The 14,726-nt window shown below is 68.6% G+C and carries 13 protein-coding genes and 1 pseudogene; 6 read left to right on the forward strand and 8 right to left on the reverse strand.

All coding sequences use genetic code 11. From position 1 onward, the window contains the following. Together G7043_RS21825 and G7043_RS21830 are read right to left on the reverse strand one after the other, a co-directional pair. The gene (locus G7043_RS21825) at positions 1-768 is read right to left on the reverse strand and encodes an AfsR/SARP family transcriptional regulator (protein ID WP_166048091.1); all 768 of its coding nucleotides are present in this window, start codon (positions 766-768) and stop codon (positions 1-3) included. Positions 769-944: 176 nt separating this feature from the next. Then, the gene (locus tag G7043_RS21830) at positions 945-1,307 is read right to left on the reverse strand and encodes a hypothetical protein (RefSeq protein WP_166048093.1); all 363 of its coding nucleotides are present in this window, start codon (positions 1,305-1,307) and stop codon (positions 945-947) included. 226 nt (positions 1,308-1,533) lie between these two features. On the opposite strand from G7043_RS21830, the pseudogene G7043_RS21835 reads away from it, so the two are divergent. The 4 genes and pseudogenes from G7043_RS21835 to G7043_RS21850 form a co-directional block, all read left to right on the forward strand. Further along, positions 1,534-2,052: pseudogene (locus G7043_RS21835) on the forward strand (ATP-binding cassette domain-containing protein); the annotation flags it as partial. A 224-nt stretch (positions 2,053-2,276) separates the two neighbouring features. Continuing rightward, complete coding sequence (locus tag G7043_RS21840) at positions 2,277-3,272, forward strand: ABC transporter permease (protein WP_166048096.1); 996 nt, start codon at positions 2,277-2,279, stop codon at positions 3,270-3,272. Positions 3,273-3,317: 45 nt separating this feature from the next. Continuing rightward, on the forward strand, positions 3,318-3,716 hold the full coding sequence (locus G7043_RS21845; protein WP_313888018.1) for a GntR family transcriptional regulator: 399 nt from the start codon (positions 3,318-3,320) through the stop codon (positions 3,714-3,716). After that, the gene (locus G7043_RS21850) at positions 3,713-4,579 is read left to right on the forward strand and encodes an ABC transporter ATP-binding protein (protein WP_166048100.1); all 867 of its coding nucleotides are present in this window, start codon (positions 3,713-3,715) and stop codon (positions 4,577-4,579) included. The genes G7043_RS21845 and G7043_RS21850 overlap by 4 nt, the downstream gene beginning before the upstream one ends. A gap of 69 nt (positions 4,580-4,648) precedes the next feature. Here G7043_RS21850 and G7043_RS21855 read toward each other — a convergent pair whose 3' ends face one another. The 3 genes from G7043_RS21855 to G7043_RS21865 form a co-directional block, all read right to left on the reverse strand. Then, positions 4,649-5,158, reverse strand: a complete 510-nt coding sequence (locus G7043_RS21855) for a hypothetical protein (protein ID WP_166048102.1) — start codon at positions 5,156-5,158, stop codon at positions 4,649-4,651. Positions 5,159-5,250: 92 nt separating this feature from the next. Further along, on the reverse strand, positions 5,251-6,276 hold the full coding sequence (locus tag G7043_RS21860; protein ID WP_242642478.1) for a hypothetical protein: 1,026 nt from the start codon (positions 6,274-6,276) through the stop codon (positions 5,251-5,253). 29 nt (positions 6,277-6,305) lie between these two features. Then, on the reverse strand, positions 6,306-6,860 hold the full coding sequence (locus G7043_RS21865; RefSeq protein WP_166048104.1) for an RNA polymerase sigma factor: 555 nt from the start codon (positions 6,858-6,860) through the stop codon (positions 6,306-6,308). Positions 6,861-7,240: 380 nt separating this feature from the next. Here G7043_RS21865 and G7043_RS21870 point away from each other — a divergent pair, with 380 nt between their 5' ends. After that, the gene (locus G7043_RS21870; protein ID WP_166048106.1) at positions 7,241-7,711 is read left to right on the forward strand and encodes a YdeI/OmpD-associated family protein; all 471 of its coding nucleotides are present in this window, start codon (positions 7,241-7,243) and stop codon (positions 7,709-7,711) included. A 35-nt stretch (positions 7,712-7,746) separates the two neighbouring features. Here G7043_RS21870 and G7043_RS21875 read toward each other — a convergent pair whose 3' ends face one another. Next, on the reverse strand, positions 7,747-8,094 hold the full coding sequence (locus tag G7043_RS21875; RefSeq protein WP_207311462.1) for a hypothetical protein: 348 nt from the start codon (positions 8,092-8,094) through the stop codon (positions 7,747-7,749). Positions 8,095-8,498: 404 nt separating this feature from the next. On the opposite strand from G7043_RS21875, the gene G7043_RS21880 reads away from it, so the two are divergent. Then, positions 8,499-9,161 (forward strand): Type 1 glutamine amidotransferase-like domain-containing protein, encoded by a 663-nt coding sequence (locus tag G7043_RS21880; protein WP_166048110.1) that lies wholly within the window; start codon positions 8,499-8,501, stop codon positions 9,159-9,161. 61 nt (positions 9,162-9,222) lie between these two features. Here the strand turns inward: G7043_RS21880 and G7043_RS21885 are convergent, their stop codons facing one another. Together G7043_RS21885 and G7043_RS21890 are read right to left on the reverse strand one after the other, a co-directional pair. Next, positions 9,223-12,417 carry a LamG-like jellyroll fold domain-containing protein gene (locus tag G7043_RS21885; protein WP_166048112.1) on the reverse strand — a complete coding sequence of 1,065 codons (3,195 nt, stop codon included), beginning with the start codon at positions 12,415-12,417 and terminating at the stop codon, positions 9,223-9,225. Between the two features lie 61 nt (positions 12,418-12,478). Beyond that, on the reverse strand, positions 12,479-14,716 hold the full coding sequence (locus tag G7043_RS21890; RefSeq protein ID WP_166048114.1) for a hypothetical protein: 2,238 nt from the start codon (positions 14,714-14,716) through the stop codon (positions 12,479-12,481). Positions 14,717-14,726 lie beyond the last annotated feature (10 nt).

Here is a 14,726-nt window from a genome sequence, read left to right on the forward strand (position 1 = left end):
TCACCCAGCTCGCCCGAGGACAGCACTCGGCACCGGTTCGGGAAAGGCGCCGGTGAGCACACAGCGGTGCAGCTCGCGCAGCACCGCCCCCGGCTCCAGGCCGAGCTCGGACACCAGGGCGTGGCGCGCCCGGCGGTACACGTCCAACGCCTCCGACCGGCGACCGGCGCGGTACAGCGCGGTCATCAGCAGCTCGTGCAACCGCTCCCGCAGCGGATGTTCCCTGGCCAGACCGGAAAGCTCACCGATGACCGCCTCGTGCAGACCGCACGCCAGCTCCGCCTGGTGCAGCGACTCGATCGCGGCGAGGCGGTGCTCGGCCAGCCGACGCCCCCAGTCGGCGAGCACCGGCACCTCCACGCCGGCGAACGGCTCCCCGCGCCACAACGCCATCGCCGACCGCAACAGCCCGATCGCCCGCTGCGGCTCCCGTTCCGTCGCCGCCGCACCCGCTTTGACCAGCACCGCGAACCGTTCCGCGTCGACCTCCTCCGGCCGGGCCCGCAACTGGTAGCCCGCGGCTCCGAACGACAACCGATCCGGCGCACCGAGCGCCGCACGCAGCCGATGCACGTGCAGCTGCAACTTCTGCGGCGCCCGCGGATCCCGCTGCTCTCCCCACAGCGCGTCCGTCAGCACGTCCACCGGCACCGGCCGCCCGGCGCGGACCAGCAGCACGCCGAGCAGCACCCGCCGCAACCGGCCGGCCAGCACCTCGACCCGGTCGGCGCGCCGGACCTCCATCTCCCCCAACACCCGGAACTCCATGCCCCTCCCCCTTCGGTGACTCCATCACAGCCGCCCGGACCGGCCGGGACTGTCAGGCGTTCACCGGACACCGCTCAACGCCACCAACGCGGGCAGCACCACGGACGATCCACCAGGGGGGCACTCCTGGTGGATCGGCCGTGGTCTGGCTGCTGCCGGTGTCCCGGCCCTGCTCATCAGGCGAAGTCGGTCGACCAGGCCGAGCACTTGTCGGGAAGGTTGTTGACGTTCACGCACGCCTTGTACTCGACCTTGGAGCCTTCGGCGAAGTCCTTGTCGTACGAGCCGCTCTTGTTGCATCCGCCGCTGAAGTCGATCCGGTTCTCGGAGCCACCGCGGAGCTTGTACACGAGGTACACGCTGTAGCCGTCGCACTTGTTGTCGTACAGCTTGAAGACCTCACCGTCCGAAGTGAACGTCGCCTTGGCGCCGGCACTGGTGTTGGCGCTGCTGTCCGCGTGCGCCGCCGGCGCGACCATCGCCGCACCACCAATGGCGAGCGCGAGAGCGCCGAGCGTGAGAGCCGCCTTCTTGACCATGTCGTACAACCTCCGAGTTGTTCGATGTCCTTCGACCCGCATGGCCGATGACATGGCAAGACTCTCGGCGGCACTTTCGCCGGACTTTCGCAACGATGAAAGCGTCGGCCCACGTGGACTGTCGCTCGGCCGCAGGTTGCGTCCGTGAGGGTGGAATCACTGGTTCACTACTTCACTAGTGAAAGGTGCTACCTTCGCCGCAGCCGACGACGAAGAGGAGACGGCCATGAACTTGCAAAGACGGCCTGACCAGGTACTTCCGGTCGTAGCCGAAGGCCTGGGCAAGAAGTACCGCAGAGGCTGGGCCCTGCGAGAGACGTCCCTGGTGATCCCGGGCAACCGGGTCGTGGCCCTCGTCGGGCCGAACGGTGCCGGCAAGAGCACGCTGATGGGGCTGATCACCGGGTTGCTGCGTCCGACGACCGGCGCGATCGCCGTCTTCGGCGACCGTCCGGCGGGCAGGGGCCTGCACCCCGCGGTGTCCTACCTGGCCCAGCAGAAGCCGCTGTACCCGCAGTTCACCGTGACCGAGACGCTGACGTTCGGGGCGCGGACCAACCCCACCTGGGACCAGCGCTACGCCGAGCACCTGATCGCACAGGCGGGGGTGCCGATGGGCGCGAAGGTGGGCACCCTGTCCGGCGGACAACGCACCCGCGTTGCTTTGGCGCTGGCCCTGGGCAAGCGTCCGGGCCTGCTGCTGCTCGACGAGCCGCTGGCCGATCTGGACCCGCTCGCCCGCGAGGCCGTGCTGCGCACGCTGCTCACCGAGGCGAGGAGCCAGGGCATCACCGTGGTGTTGTCCTCACACGTGCTGGCAGAACTGGAAGGCGTGTGCGACCACCTCGTCCTGCTCCACAAAGGACGGATCCTGCTGGCCGGCGACGTGAGCCGGCTCAGCGCGAACGGCGTTCCACTCGGCGAACTGGCACTCCGCCACATGCGCGCGGCAGCACAGGGGGAAGCAGCATGATCTGGGCCTCGTGGCGGCAGCAACGCCTGCAACTGATCACTTTGCTCGGCCTGCTGGTCGTCGGCGTGGGCGCCATCGCCCTGCTGCGCTCGAGCATGCTCGACAGCATCACCTCGTCGCAGCTCACCGCCTGCGTGACACAGCCCCTGCAGGACTGCGCGGTGCCCGAAGCGGCGAAGGCCTTCCAGGAGGAGTGGTCGAACCCGCTGGACATGGCGCGGCTGCTGATCATCTGCGTCCCCGCCCTGATCGGCGTCTTCATCGGGGCACCCCTGTTCGCCCGGGAACTGGAACAGGGCACGTACGTGCTCGCCTTCACCCAGTCGGTGAGCCGCACCCGGTGGATGCTCAGCAAGCTGGTCATCGCGCTGGTGCCGGCGTTGGTCGTGTTGATCGCGCTGCAGTACCTGGTCACGTGGTGGCTGTCCGCGGCAGGCACGCTGGGGCCGTTGAAGAACGGTGCGTTCACGGCCCTGAACTTCGGCATCGCGCACGCCTCACCGGTCGGCTACGCGCTGTTCGCCTTCGCGCTCGGCACCTTCCTCGGTGTGGTGTCCCGCCGCACCCTGGTGGCGATGACCGCGGGGCTCGGTGCGTTCGTCGTCGTGCGCTTCGCCTTGTCCGGCCTCGTGAACAGCCTGGTTCCCACCCAGCGCGTGGAGGGCACGCCCGACCGGCAGCTGACCGTGCACGAGGACGGCAGCCTTGTGCTGGCCGACGGCTATCTCGACACCGCCGGGCAACCGGTCCCCGAGGACGAGGTCAACGCGCTGATCCAGGCCTGCAAGACGACGCCGGCCGGGGCGGGAACACCGGAGTCGCAACAGGAGTTCCTGGCGTGCCTGCCGAAGTCCGGTCTCGCCAAGCAGTACGCGGACGTCATCGGAGAAAGTCAGGCCTGGCAGGTACACCTGGCCGACGTGGCGATCTTCGGCGGCCTCGCCGTGCTGCTGCTGGCCGGTACCGCCTGGGTGCTGCGGCGCCAGAACTGAGCGTTGCGGAGGCTCTGAGCTGGGGGAGCACCTATGCTGACCGATGTGATCGAGTTCCGGATCGACCGGCGTTCCGGGGTCTCCACCTACGTGCAGATCATCCAGCAGGTCAAACAAGCCATGCGACTGGGACTGCTGAACCCCGGTGACCGGCTGCCGTCGGCGCGGGAGGTGGTGGAGGCGACCGCCATCAACCCCAACACCGTGCTCAAGGCCTATCGCGAGCTGGAACGGGACGGACTGGCGCAGGGCCGTCGCGGTCTGGGCACCTTCGTGACCAAGTCGCTGTCCTCCGAAGCCACCACCGGTGACGACGCGCCGCTGCGGCAGGAACTGTCCGGCTGGATGGACCGCGCCCAGCAGAGCGGCCTCGTCGTCGAGGACGTGGACGCTCTCTACGTGGCGGTCCGCGACGAGCACTACCCCGCCGAGGAACGATCATGAACTCGTTGACCGCCACCGCCGTGGGCAAGCGATACCGCGCCCGCTGGGCGGTCCGCGACTGCGGTTTCGCCATCCCCGAGGGCAAGGTCGTCGCTCTGGTCGGCCCGAACGGCGCGGGCAAGAGCACCCTGCTGCGCATGGCCGCGGGCCTGTCCCGCCCGACGACCGGTGAGCTGAAGGTGTTCGGCACCCCGGTGCAGGGGCGCATCCATCCGGACGTCGCGTTCCTGGCACAGGAGCGACCGCTCTACCACGACCTGACGGTGCGCGAACTGGTGCGCCTCTGCGCCGCCATGAACGACCGCTGGTCCACCGAGCGGGTCCGCGAGGTGCTCGGACTGCAGGCGGGCGTGGACCACAACGCGAAGGTCGGCAGCCTGTCCGGGGGTGGCCGGACCCAGGTGGCCATCGCACTCGCACTCGGACGGCTCCCCCGGCTGCTGCTCCTGGACGAACCGCTGGCCGACCTGGATCCCCTGGCCCGCGACGAGACGTTGCGGATCATCATGACCGAGGTCGCCGACCGCGGCACCACGGTGGTCATGTCCTCGCATCTGCTGAGCGACCTGCACGAGGTGTGCGACCACATCCTGCTGATCGACGAAGGCCGGGTCCAGGTCGACGGTGACATCCAGGAAGTCCTGGCGCGGCACCGGATCCTGGTGGGCCCGGCCGCCGGCGAGTCCACTGTGGAGGGAACGCTGATCAGCGCGACCCGCACCGAGCGCCAGTCCACCCTGCTGCTGCGGGAGGCCGAGCCGGCACCGCGGGGCTGGGCGAGCACCGAACCCGATCTGGAATCGTTGGTGATGGGTTATCTGCGGGCGTCGCGCGAAAGGCGTAATTCGGCCCAGCACAAATAGCAGCAAAGCTGCGGTGGTCCCGCACACCGAAGCGGACGGAACCACCGCAGGAATTCAACCGGCGAATTGTCAGCTGACCGGCGCCATGAGGTCGGTGACCGTCACGAACTCGCCGAGGTCAGACGGCCACGGGAGCTTCACCAGGTCGCCCAGTCGCCCCTGACCCGGCAGGTTGAAGATGATCCCGGCAGGCGCAAACCTCTGGCCTCCACGCTTCGTGGTCACGTAGACCGCCGCCTCGCGGACACCGTCGACCGGCAGTTCGACGTACTTGCCGTTCTGCCCACCGGTGAGACGGGCACCCACGTCGTTGCCGTTGGTGTCGACAAACCGCACGTTGCTGAGGGTGCCGCCGATCTTGCAGTTGGCACCCTCCTTGGCGGTGAACCTGATCCAGAACAGCTTGTCGGTCTTGCTCGGTGAGTGCGCGTCGTGAGCCTTCACGTCGATGTGCGCGCTGGTGCACCACACGGGGCCGGCGCTCGGCTGCGCGTTGGCCCCTTGAGCGGCGGACGTGACAGCCAGGACAGCGGCGCCGGCCAGCACGGCAGCACTCAGCGTCTTTCGAAACGGGTTCACATGTTCTCCAGAACTTTAGCGAGGGGATTTTCCCCTGCACTTTGACAAACGCTCTCAGCGCACGCGCGGTTGCTTCGGGAAAGCGCGGACAATCAGATTTTTCCCGCCATCACGTCGGTGAGGATCACGCGGGACGACTTGTAGTGCACCACCCCGTACTTCGACGGTTGCGGCGAGTTCTTGGCCGGGAAGGTCTCGTCCCGGATGGGCAGGCCGTTGTCGGCGTTGATGGTGAGCACCGCCGAACCGTCGCCGCCCAGGATTTCGGGGCTCGTGGTGATGGTCAGCGCCCGCTGGCCGTCGACGTCGGTGTTGCCGACGGTCACTTCCTTGATGGTCGCGAGCAGCTTCAGCACACCCGCGCGGACGTCCGCGTTGGCGGCGCCGACGAACAGCGCGTACGTGGTGTTGCTCCACAGGTGGTTGCTGATGAGGTTCTCCAGCTCCTGGCCCGTCGGACGCGGCCTGGGGGCGGGAACCTCCTTGCCGACCTTGCGGAGCATCTCCGCCGTCTTCGCCTGAGCGTCCGCCCAGGCCTTCTCCGCCTCGGCGGGGCTCAGGCCGACCCCCAGGGCGTTGTTGGACGCGGTGACCATCGCGATCCTGGCCTTCTCCACGTCGCCGTTCGCGGCCTGGCGGGCCGCCGCCATCACCTTCTCGTCGTACGGCCGAGCCTGGTTGTCGTTCTTGGTCACCGAGGCCGCCAGGGTCTGCGCCGAGTCTCCCGTGAAGACCTGACCCCTGTCGGTGTAGACGGTGTAGAAGACGTGCGGCGAGCCGTCCGGCGCGGTCTTCGTGCCGATGACCAGCGACGAGTCACCGGACAGCGGGGCACCCGCCTTGACCTCGGACGCCAGCTTCACGAGCGGTGACTCGACCGCCTGCGGGGCCGCCGCGTCGGAGGGCCCGGCCGGGACGTCGCCGCCCGTCGTACCCATCACCACGGCCACCGCGACGGCTGCCGCGCCCACGGCGGCAATGCTCGCCTTGGGCCAGGAGAACCAGCGCTTCGGTCGCACGACGTTGTTCACGGGTTCCGCCATCGCTGTGTGCAGTGCCGTGCGAGCACGGCCATAGGCCTCAGGACTCGGGGACGGCACATCACGCAGGCTCTTCATGAGGTCCATCTCATCCATGGGTTGTCTTTTCACGTTGTCGGGACTTGCAGCAGCGCGGCCACCTCGGGGGACTCGCGCAACGACTTGCGCGCCTGGTGCAACAGGCGCCGTGCCGTACCCGCCGGGATGTCGAGCACTCGCCCGGCCTCCGCGACCGTCAGGTCTTCCCAGGCGACCAGCCCCAGCACTTCCCGCTCTTCCGGTTTGAGCCGAGCCAGTGCCTTGCGCAGCGGCGCCTGCGCGTCCACCCGCGCGTCCACCGTCGGCCAGGGATCCCAGTCGCTCGCCAGGCGGGTCAGGTCCGACGCCGGCTCTTCGGCCGGTTCGGACCGCCAGTGCCGCCGCAGCCTGTTCAGCGCGACGCCGTACAACCAAGCCCTGGCTTCGGGGTACGAACTGTCATAGGTCGCACGGGACTCGTAAGCCGCCACCCACACATCACCGAGGACGTCCTCGGCGGCCTGCCGTCCCACTCTGCGCGCGAGGTAGTTCCCGATCGCGGCTTCGTGGCGACTGATCACTTCCACGAAGGCATCGGTGTCTCCGCGCAGCGATCTGCCGATCAGTTCCGCGTCTGACGACATGAAGCTCCTCGGGGTTTCGCTTCGCCCTTGCACCCCGTATTTGCCAACGCGGACCAAAAGCGTTCAGGTTGCTTCGCCACAGGCCGAACGTCGCTGCTCAGGACCTGGCTGCTGCAGGACTTCGTGCGCGGGAAGGAGCAGGGGCGCCTGCTGTGCCGCAAACCCGCCGGGTTCTCGAAGGTCTACAAAGGATTCAAGGACCGCCGGGGTGCGTGGGTCGCCGTCTCGGCGCTCGCCTTCAGCTGCCGCATCCCGGGGCGTGACGCGTGGGAGGGGCCGGATCGCCCGTCCCCTCCCACCGCACCACCGGATCGTTCCGGGACTTTCGTGGTCATCGTCCGGCAGCCGGCAGACCACAGCGCCCGTTACGATCGCTGCTCATGGCGACGCGCCGTTTCACCGGCACGGTCCGCGCGGAGGGGCGCGGCCGCGTGGTCGTGCCCGTCCCGTTCGACCCCGACCAGGTCTGGGGAGTCAAGTCCCGGCACCACGTCACCGGCACCATCAACGAGGTGCGCATCCGCGGCGTCATCGAGACTTCCGGCGCCGACCGCCGGATCGTCCTCACCGCCGCCTGGCTGCGCGACAACAGCCTGGCGCCCGGCGATGCTGTCGAGGTCGCGTTGTCCCCGGAAGGCCCGCAACGCGCCGACCTCGCCGAGGACATCGCGGCCGCGCTCGACTCCGCGCCCGCGGCCGGCGCGTTCTTCGACTCTCTCGCCCAGTTCTACCGCCGCGCCTACCTGCGCTGGATCGACGGCACCAAACGCCGCCCGGAACTGCGCGCGGCACGGATCGCCGAAATGGTCGACCTTCTCGCCGCCGGAATCAAGCAGCGCCCCAAGAACTGACCGAAAAGAAGAGACTGAACGAGAGTCTCAAGAAATCAGCACGACACCGCGCCGTCGAAACGCGCCGGCCACGGCCGGTACGAGGACAGACTCTCCCCAGGGTCGAGCTCATAGCATGCAGTGTCCGACGCGAAAGACCAGAGAATCTTCGCGTGAATCGTGTAGTTGCAGTGATTGATCACCCATGCGTCCACCTGGTAGCCGTCGTACTCCGCACAGCTGGGCAACGTGCCCAGTGCACCAACGGAAGACGGGACGGCAGCACCGTTCGAGCGGTCCCCGCCCGGCACGGTCTCAGCATTCGCGACCATCCCGGACATGACCACGCCACCGACCGCGAGCAACGCAGCACTCAGCACCAAAGCAGCTTTTCGCAAGTACATCGAATGCCCCCCAATAATCTTGTCAGAATACAATGATCAACCCCCGAAGATCACAATTAATGGTATATCCGGCAAGTGAACGCGTCAAGACGCATCGATACTGATCAAGGCTTCTCGCGTGATCAAGAATTGATCGAATCACCTATATGCGGAACTGTGGCATTTTGCTCGCCCGCCCTGTCAAGCAGGCTGGATGTCGAGCAGGTCGGGTGATGGCAGCTCATCAGGATCCGTCTCCCCGACGGCGCCAAGCGCGGGACTGGGTCAACGGCCTCGGGTGCATGGTGTCGATCGTCCCACCGGCAGCGATGAGTTTCCCCGTGGTGTCCAGTCCGTCTTCCCGTACACCCGATCTCCTGACGCTCTCCGCAGAGCGTCATGGCCACTACGTGCAGGAGGCAAGCGTGAGGCTTCTTCTCACGTCCGCAGGCGTCACGAACCCGAGCATCCGCGGTGCGTTGGTCGACTTGCTGGGCAAGCCGATCGCCGACTCCAGTGCTCTGTGCATCCCTACGGCGCAGTACGGCCATCCCCTGTGTGGGCCGGCCTCGGCCTGGCGCTTCATCACCGGCCAGACGCCACTACCCATGTGCGACCTGGGGTGGAAGTCGCTGGGCGTGCTGGAGCTGACAGCGTTGCCGAGCATCGGCGAGCAGCGGTGGGCCCCCTGGGTGCGAGAGGCTGACGTCCTGCTGGTGGCCGGCGGCGATGCGCTGTACCTGGGCCACTGGATGCGGCAGTCCGGGCTGGCGGACCTCCTGCCTTCGCTGCAGGACACCGTCTGGGTGGGGCTGAGCGCCGGCAGCATGGTGCTGACCCCCAGGATCGGTGACGACTTCGTCGAGTGGACGTCCCCCGACGGGGGTGACAGCACCCTCGGGGTCGTCGATTTCTCGATCTTCCCGCACTTGGGTCTCCTGCCGGACAACACCATGGCTGCTGCCGAGAGATGGGCAGCCGAGATCGCGGGTCCGGCGTACGCGATTGACGACCAGACGGCCATCAAGGTGACCGACGGCACCGTCGAGGTCGTCTCCGAGGGGCACTGGAAGCTGTTCCCCTCATGACCACGGCCAACGTTGCTCGGTGGTCTTGCCTGGCCGACCGGGCAAGACCACCGAGTTCGGTTTACGACGCGTTGGTGAAGGGCAGATGCACTGCCGTCACCGGCCCGAAGTCCACGTTGCCCGTCAGCTCGGTGTCGCTGAGCGCGCGGCGGTGAATCCGGAACTCGTCCAGCGTTCCCTTGAACCGGTTGGTGCCGTCCGGCTTGACCCCGAGACGGATGCCGCCCACGGCGAACGTGTCGCCGTAGGTCAGGGATCCGGCGACCGGGCCGCTGGACCGGTTGTTGTCGACGAGCAGTTCCAGTGTGTTGCCGGAACGGCGGATCGTCACGAGGTGCCAGGCGTTGTCACCGAATCCCGCGGCTGCCGAGGGGTCGGTGACGGCCATTTCGTAGGCGCCGGTGTCGGTCTGGACGTAACCGTAGAACCGGTCCTTGCCGGGTTGGGCCCTCAGCCACATCGACCTTTCCGCGGCGCCGGTGCCGTAGGCCCACAGCACGACCTGGTCCGCGCTTGCGCTGGTGGCGGAGTACTTCACCCAGGTCGAGATCGTGAAGTCACCGTCCGCCAACGCGATGCTCGGACGGTAGGGCAGGTAGGCCTCGTCGTCCGTGCCGTCGAACTGCAGGCCCGTGCCGTACCGGCCCGCGACGACGGCGGGTCCGCCGAGCACCTTGGCGGGGCCGCAGTGCACCGAGGCGTCCGGGGTCTGCGGTCCGGTCACCGGATCGACGACGTCGTGTGCCTGGGTGCTCTGGCCCCCGAACCTCCACCACAGCGCGGGCAGGTCGGCCGGGAACCGGGTCGTGGCCGCCGTGGCGAGCTCGGCGGCGGTCAACGCACGGTGGTACAGCCGGAAGTCGTCCAGCGAGCCCTGCATCACGTCGGTTCCGTCCATTTTGGACCCGAGGCGCAGGCCCTTGATGCCGTCGGCCTGATCGGCGCTCACCGATCCGGTCAGACCCGTTGCCGTCGCAGGGTTTCCACCGTCGACGCTGAGCTGGACCTGACCACCGGCGCGGGTCAGGGCGAGCAGATGCCAGGCGTTGTCGCCGAACGCCGTCCGGCCGGTGGGGGTGTCCGGCAGTGCGACGCCCACGGACGACGTGTCGGTTTCCAGCCAGGCGAACAGCCGGTCCTGGCCTGGTTGTGCCCGCACCCAGACCGAGCGCTTGCCCGGCGTCGTGCCGTACGCCCAGAGCAGAGCCTGGTTGGGCGTCGAAGCCGTGGCGCTGTACTTGAACCAGGCGACCATCGTGAAGTCGTCGGTCCCGAGGTCCAAGGTCGGTGAGAAGGGCGCTTCCACGCCTGGATGTGACGCGTCCACCTTCAGCGCCCTGCTGCCGGGACGTCCGTCTTCGGTCTGGATCCCGCCGAGAACGGTCGCCCTGGCGCAGTGCCCGGAGAGGTCCTCGGTGATCGGCACCGCTGTCCTGCCGGGCACGGCCGCGCCGTCGATCCTGGCCATCGCCAGGTCCAGCACCTGTTTGCCGCCACGGGTCAGCTCGACGTTCCTGATCCGGCCTGCCAACGCGTCGCTGGCGCCCGCGTCCTGTTTGCCACCGAGGCGAATGCCCGTCACGCCGGAACTCACCGACCCCGCGATGCCGCTCGCGGTCGCCGATGCCGAGCCCACCGTGAGCCGCAGCTGGCCGCCGGTCCTGGCCACGGTCAGCTGACGCCAGGTGTTGTCCCCGAAGGCCGCGGTGCCGCTGCTGTCCTTCACCGAGGCGCTGGCGCCACCACCGGAACCCTCGACCCACGCGGTGACCTGGTCGTCGCCGGGTTGCAGGCGCACCCACAGCTGCGGCACACCCGCACCCGCGCCATAGCCCCAGGCCAGGACCTGGTTGCGGGTCGAAGCCGTGGCCTGGTAGCGGAACTGCAGCGAGAGCGTGAAGTCACCGCTGCCCGGATCGATCGTGCGCGTGTACGGCACGTCCGCGTAGTCGCCGGTTCCGTCCAGCAGCAGGCCGTCGTTGATGGTCGCGTTTCCCTTGAGGTACGCGTCATTCGCTTCGGGCGTGCTGTCCGGGGTCGTCGGGCCGGCGCCCTGGGCCGGCTGGCTGGACGGCGTTCCGACGGTCGTGCCCGGCAGCCCCAGCTGAGCCGGGGTGAAGCGGGTGAACCGGATCTCGTCGGCGGAGAACGTGGTCCCGCCCTCGTACAGCAGGCCGATCTCACCGCCGGGCAGCTCGGCGATGTCCGAGTAGCCGGAGCGGTCGTTGGTGACGAGCCCGTTCGGCGCGCCGGCCCAGGTGGTGCCGCGGTCGGTGGAGTACCGGATCCGCATCTGCTTGCGGTCGTCGGGATCGGCCGGAGCGGAGAAGATCAGGACGTCACCGGGTGTGCTCCGGTAGGTGTTCTTCAACGCCAGCACCGAGCCCTGCACGTTCGGCGTGACCAGCGACGGCACCAACGAGAACTTCGGCATCGTGGTGCCGCCGTCGGTGCTGACGGCCCTCGCCCGGTGGTCGCTGTCGTCGACCTCGTTGCGCGCCCCCGCGTACACCGAGCCGTCCGGCAGCTCGGTCACGACGATCTCACCGGGGCTCAGCACACCGTCCACATAGGAGTTCTCGGTTCTGCTGGCCTGCCAGGTCGCGCCGTGGTCGTCGCTGTAGAGCACGCCGGCCAGCACGACGCCGGTGGCCGGCTTCTGGTGCGCGCCGACGATCAGCCGGCCCGCGTGCGCGCCGTGTTCGAGCTGGATGCCGTGCGCCGGGCCGGTGGCGAACCAGCCGTCGTTGGTGCCGTCCATGCTGGCACCCAACGGTTTCGGCGCGGTCCACGTCAGGCCGTCGTCGGAGCTCTCCTGGATCCACGGCAGCCGCTTGCCGGTGGGCGTCGCCTCGTTGGACGTCGTGATCAGCAGGATCTTGCCGGTGGTCCGGTCGATCACCGGCACCGGGTTGCCGCGCGTGAAGGGCGCGAACGGCTCGGTCGGCGTGCCCTGGGCGACGACCCGGATCGGTCCCCAGGTCCGGCCGTCGTTGGTGGAGCGGCGCACCACCAGGTCGATGGCACCGCGGTCGCCGCACGTGGGCGACTTGCGGGCCTCCGCGAACGCCAGCAGCGCACCGGACGCGGTTCTGGACAACACCGGGATCCGGAAACAGCCGTAGCCGTTGGTGCCGCCGCGATACAGCACCTGATGTGCGCCGACGACGCTGACACCGCCGGCACTCGCCACAGCCGGCAGGAAGGGCAGGAGAAGGAGAACAGGTAGGAGAATCCGCAAGAAACGCACTGTCACACCAATCATGACAAAGGCGGGGCCAGGCTTGGCCTGGCCCCGCCTGCACTGTCTGGCCGAGTTACTTCCGGGAGTAGAAGCGTGGAACGCCGTTGATGGTGATGAAGCCGAACATGACGGTCTGGCCGGTGGAGTTGAGGAAGCTCATCGTGGTCGGGTCGCTCGACGCGGGGTCGGAGCTCTCAGCACCGCCGATCTTCTCCGGGGCGCCCCACGTGTTGCTGCCGGTCGCGGTCTCGTAGAACCGGTAGATCTCGTCGTTGGTGCCGCGGTACGACACCGCGATCCTGCCGAGGCCCTGGTCCTTCTCCGCCGTGGGGGCACCCGCGATGACGTTGGTGCCGATGGCCTGCCACTCGGTGGGCCACGCGCCGCTCTGGTCCTGCAGCTTGGTCTGGATCAGGCCGTCGGCCCCGCGCACGAACAGCTGCGGCACGAAACCGGGACGCAGCACCACGTCGGGCTTGCCGTTGAGGCCCTGGCCACCGAGATCGGTCCACGCCGACAGGCCACCGTCGTCGTAGTACTGGATGGTCTTCATCGAACCGCCGCCGGTGACACCGAAGATCCGGACACCGCCCTGCACCTCGACGGTGCGCACGGTGCCGGGCACGAGGTCCTGGTCACCCAGGCTGCGCCAGAACGGAACCGAACCGGTGTGCGCGTACGCCCACAGCCTGCCCGCGCTGTCGGACGCGAACAGCACGACCGTGCCGTTGCCGAGTTTCGCGGCCTCCGGCGGTGCGGCCATCGAGCCGCCCAGGTCCACCCACGGGTCCCACGTGGCGGTGGCCAGCCCGGTCTGCGTGCGGGACCACACGGAACCGTTCGGCCGCAGGGCGAAGATCTTCATCTGGCCGCTGGGCTGCAGCTGGGTGATGGCGGGCTGGCCGGTGAACGACTGCCCTTCGGACAACACCGTCCAGGTGACGGCACCCTCGACGTCCACCTGCGTCTGCAGGCCCCAGCGGATGTCGCCGCCATCGTCCACATAGGTGTGGTGGAGGTAGCCCGCGGGCGCGGTGTCCGTGGGCGCGGCCATCGTCATGGACATCTTGGAGTCCTGCTCGACCGGCACGGTCGGCACCGGGTCGGCGAACCAGCCCTGCAGATCCACGATCACGTGCGCGGGCTGGGAGCTGCCGTTGCGAATGCGGATCTTGCCGTCGGTACCCGGCTTGAGCACCATCATGTTGCCGCGCCAGACGTTCGCCTTGAAGTCCATGACGGTCAGCGCGGGCTCGGTCGTGCCCGCCGGCCACGCCTTGAGGTACCCCGCAGCTTCGGGGGTGACGATGATGTTGATCGCCGCACCGGCCACGCCGTCGGTCGCCATCCCGGTGATGCCGCCGACCTGGACGTCCATGACGGCGTTCGCGCCCAGCGCCACGCCGTTGCCCGCGGTCCGGGTGTTGACCAGGCGCTTGGTCAGGTCGCGCAGGCCGGCGCCGGAGTTGGACACCTTGCCGAAGTAACCCTCGACGTTGACGACCAGGTTGATCGGATCGGGCCCGTTGTTGCGCAACGTCACCTTGCCGTCGGTCGACAGTGCGAGCACCGCGCCGGACTGGGTGGATCCCGCCTCGTGGTTGAACACCGCCCGGTTCACCGAAGTCCCCGGTCCCGCCGACACCCAGCCCGCCTTGGTGGCGCTGGGCACCAGCAGGTTCACGAACGCCGCGGCCGCGCCGGCAGGGATCACGCCACCGGTGAGAGTCACCGTGCGCGAACCGCCGGACGGAATCGTGCCGGTCGTGGTGCCGGTGCCGTTGCGGGTGTCGACCACCCTGGTGTGCGCCACCGGGACGAAGCCGCCGCCGGTCGCGCCCTGTGCGCTGGTGAAGTAGCCCTGCACCTCGGCGACCACGTGGGTCTTACCGGCCGCGTTGTAGACGTTCACCTTGCCCTGCGGGCCGAGTTTCACCACGGCGACGTTGGAGATGTCCTCGCCCACGCCCGCCGAGATCATCGTCGTGCCCGGCCGGGCCTGACCGTCCGGCCACAGCACGGCCCACGTCGCCTCGGTCGGGTTGAGCAGCGAGATGCGCATGACCACCGAGCCGACGCCGGTGGTGGGCACCGCTCCCCCGGTCACCGTGAAGGTGGTCGTGCTGGCCTCGCCGCGCTCACCCGTCGCACCGACGCCACTGCGGGTGTCGAGCACGACCGGCGACGACGGCACGGGCACGTAGTCGCCGCCCTTGCCCGCCGCGTCGGCGTGCGCGACCGGCGCGCCGAGGACCTGCACCACTGTCCCGACCAGACCGGCGACCAGCACGGCCGCCAGTCTGGCTCTCATCTTTCTGAAC

It is taken from the genome of Lentzea alba (assembly GCF_011067745.1).
Classification (GTDB): domain Bacteria; phylum Actinomycetota; class Actinomycetes; order Mycobacteriales; family Pseudonocardiaceae; genus Lentzea; species Lentzea alba.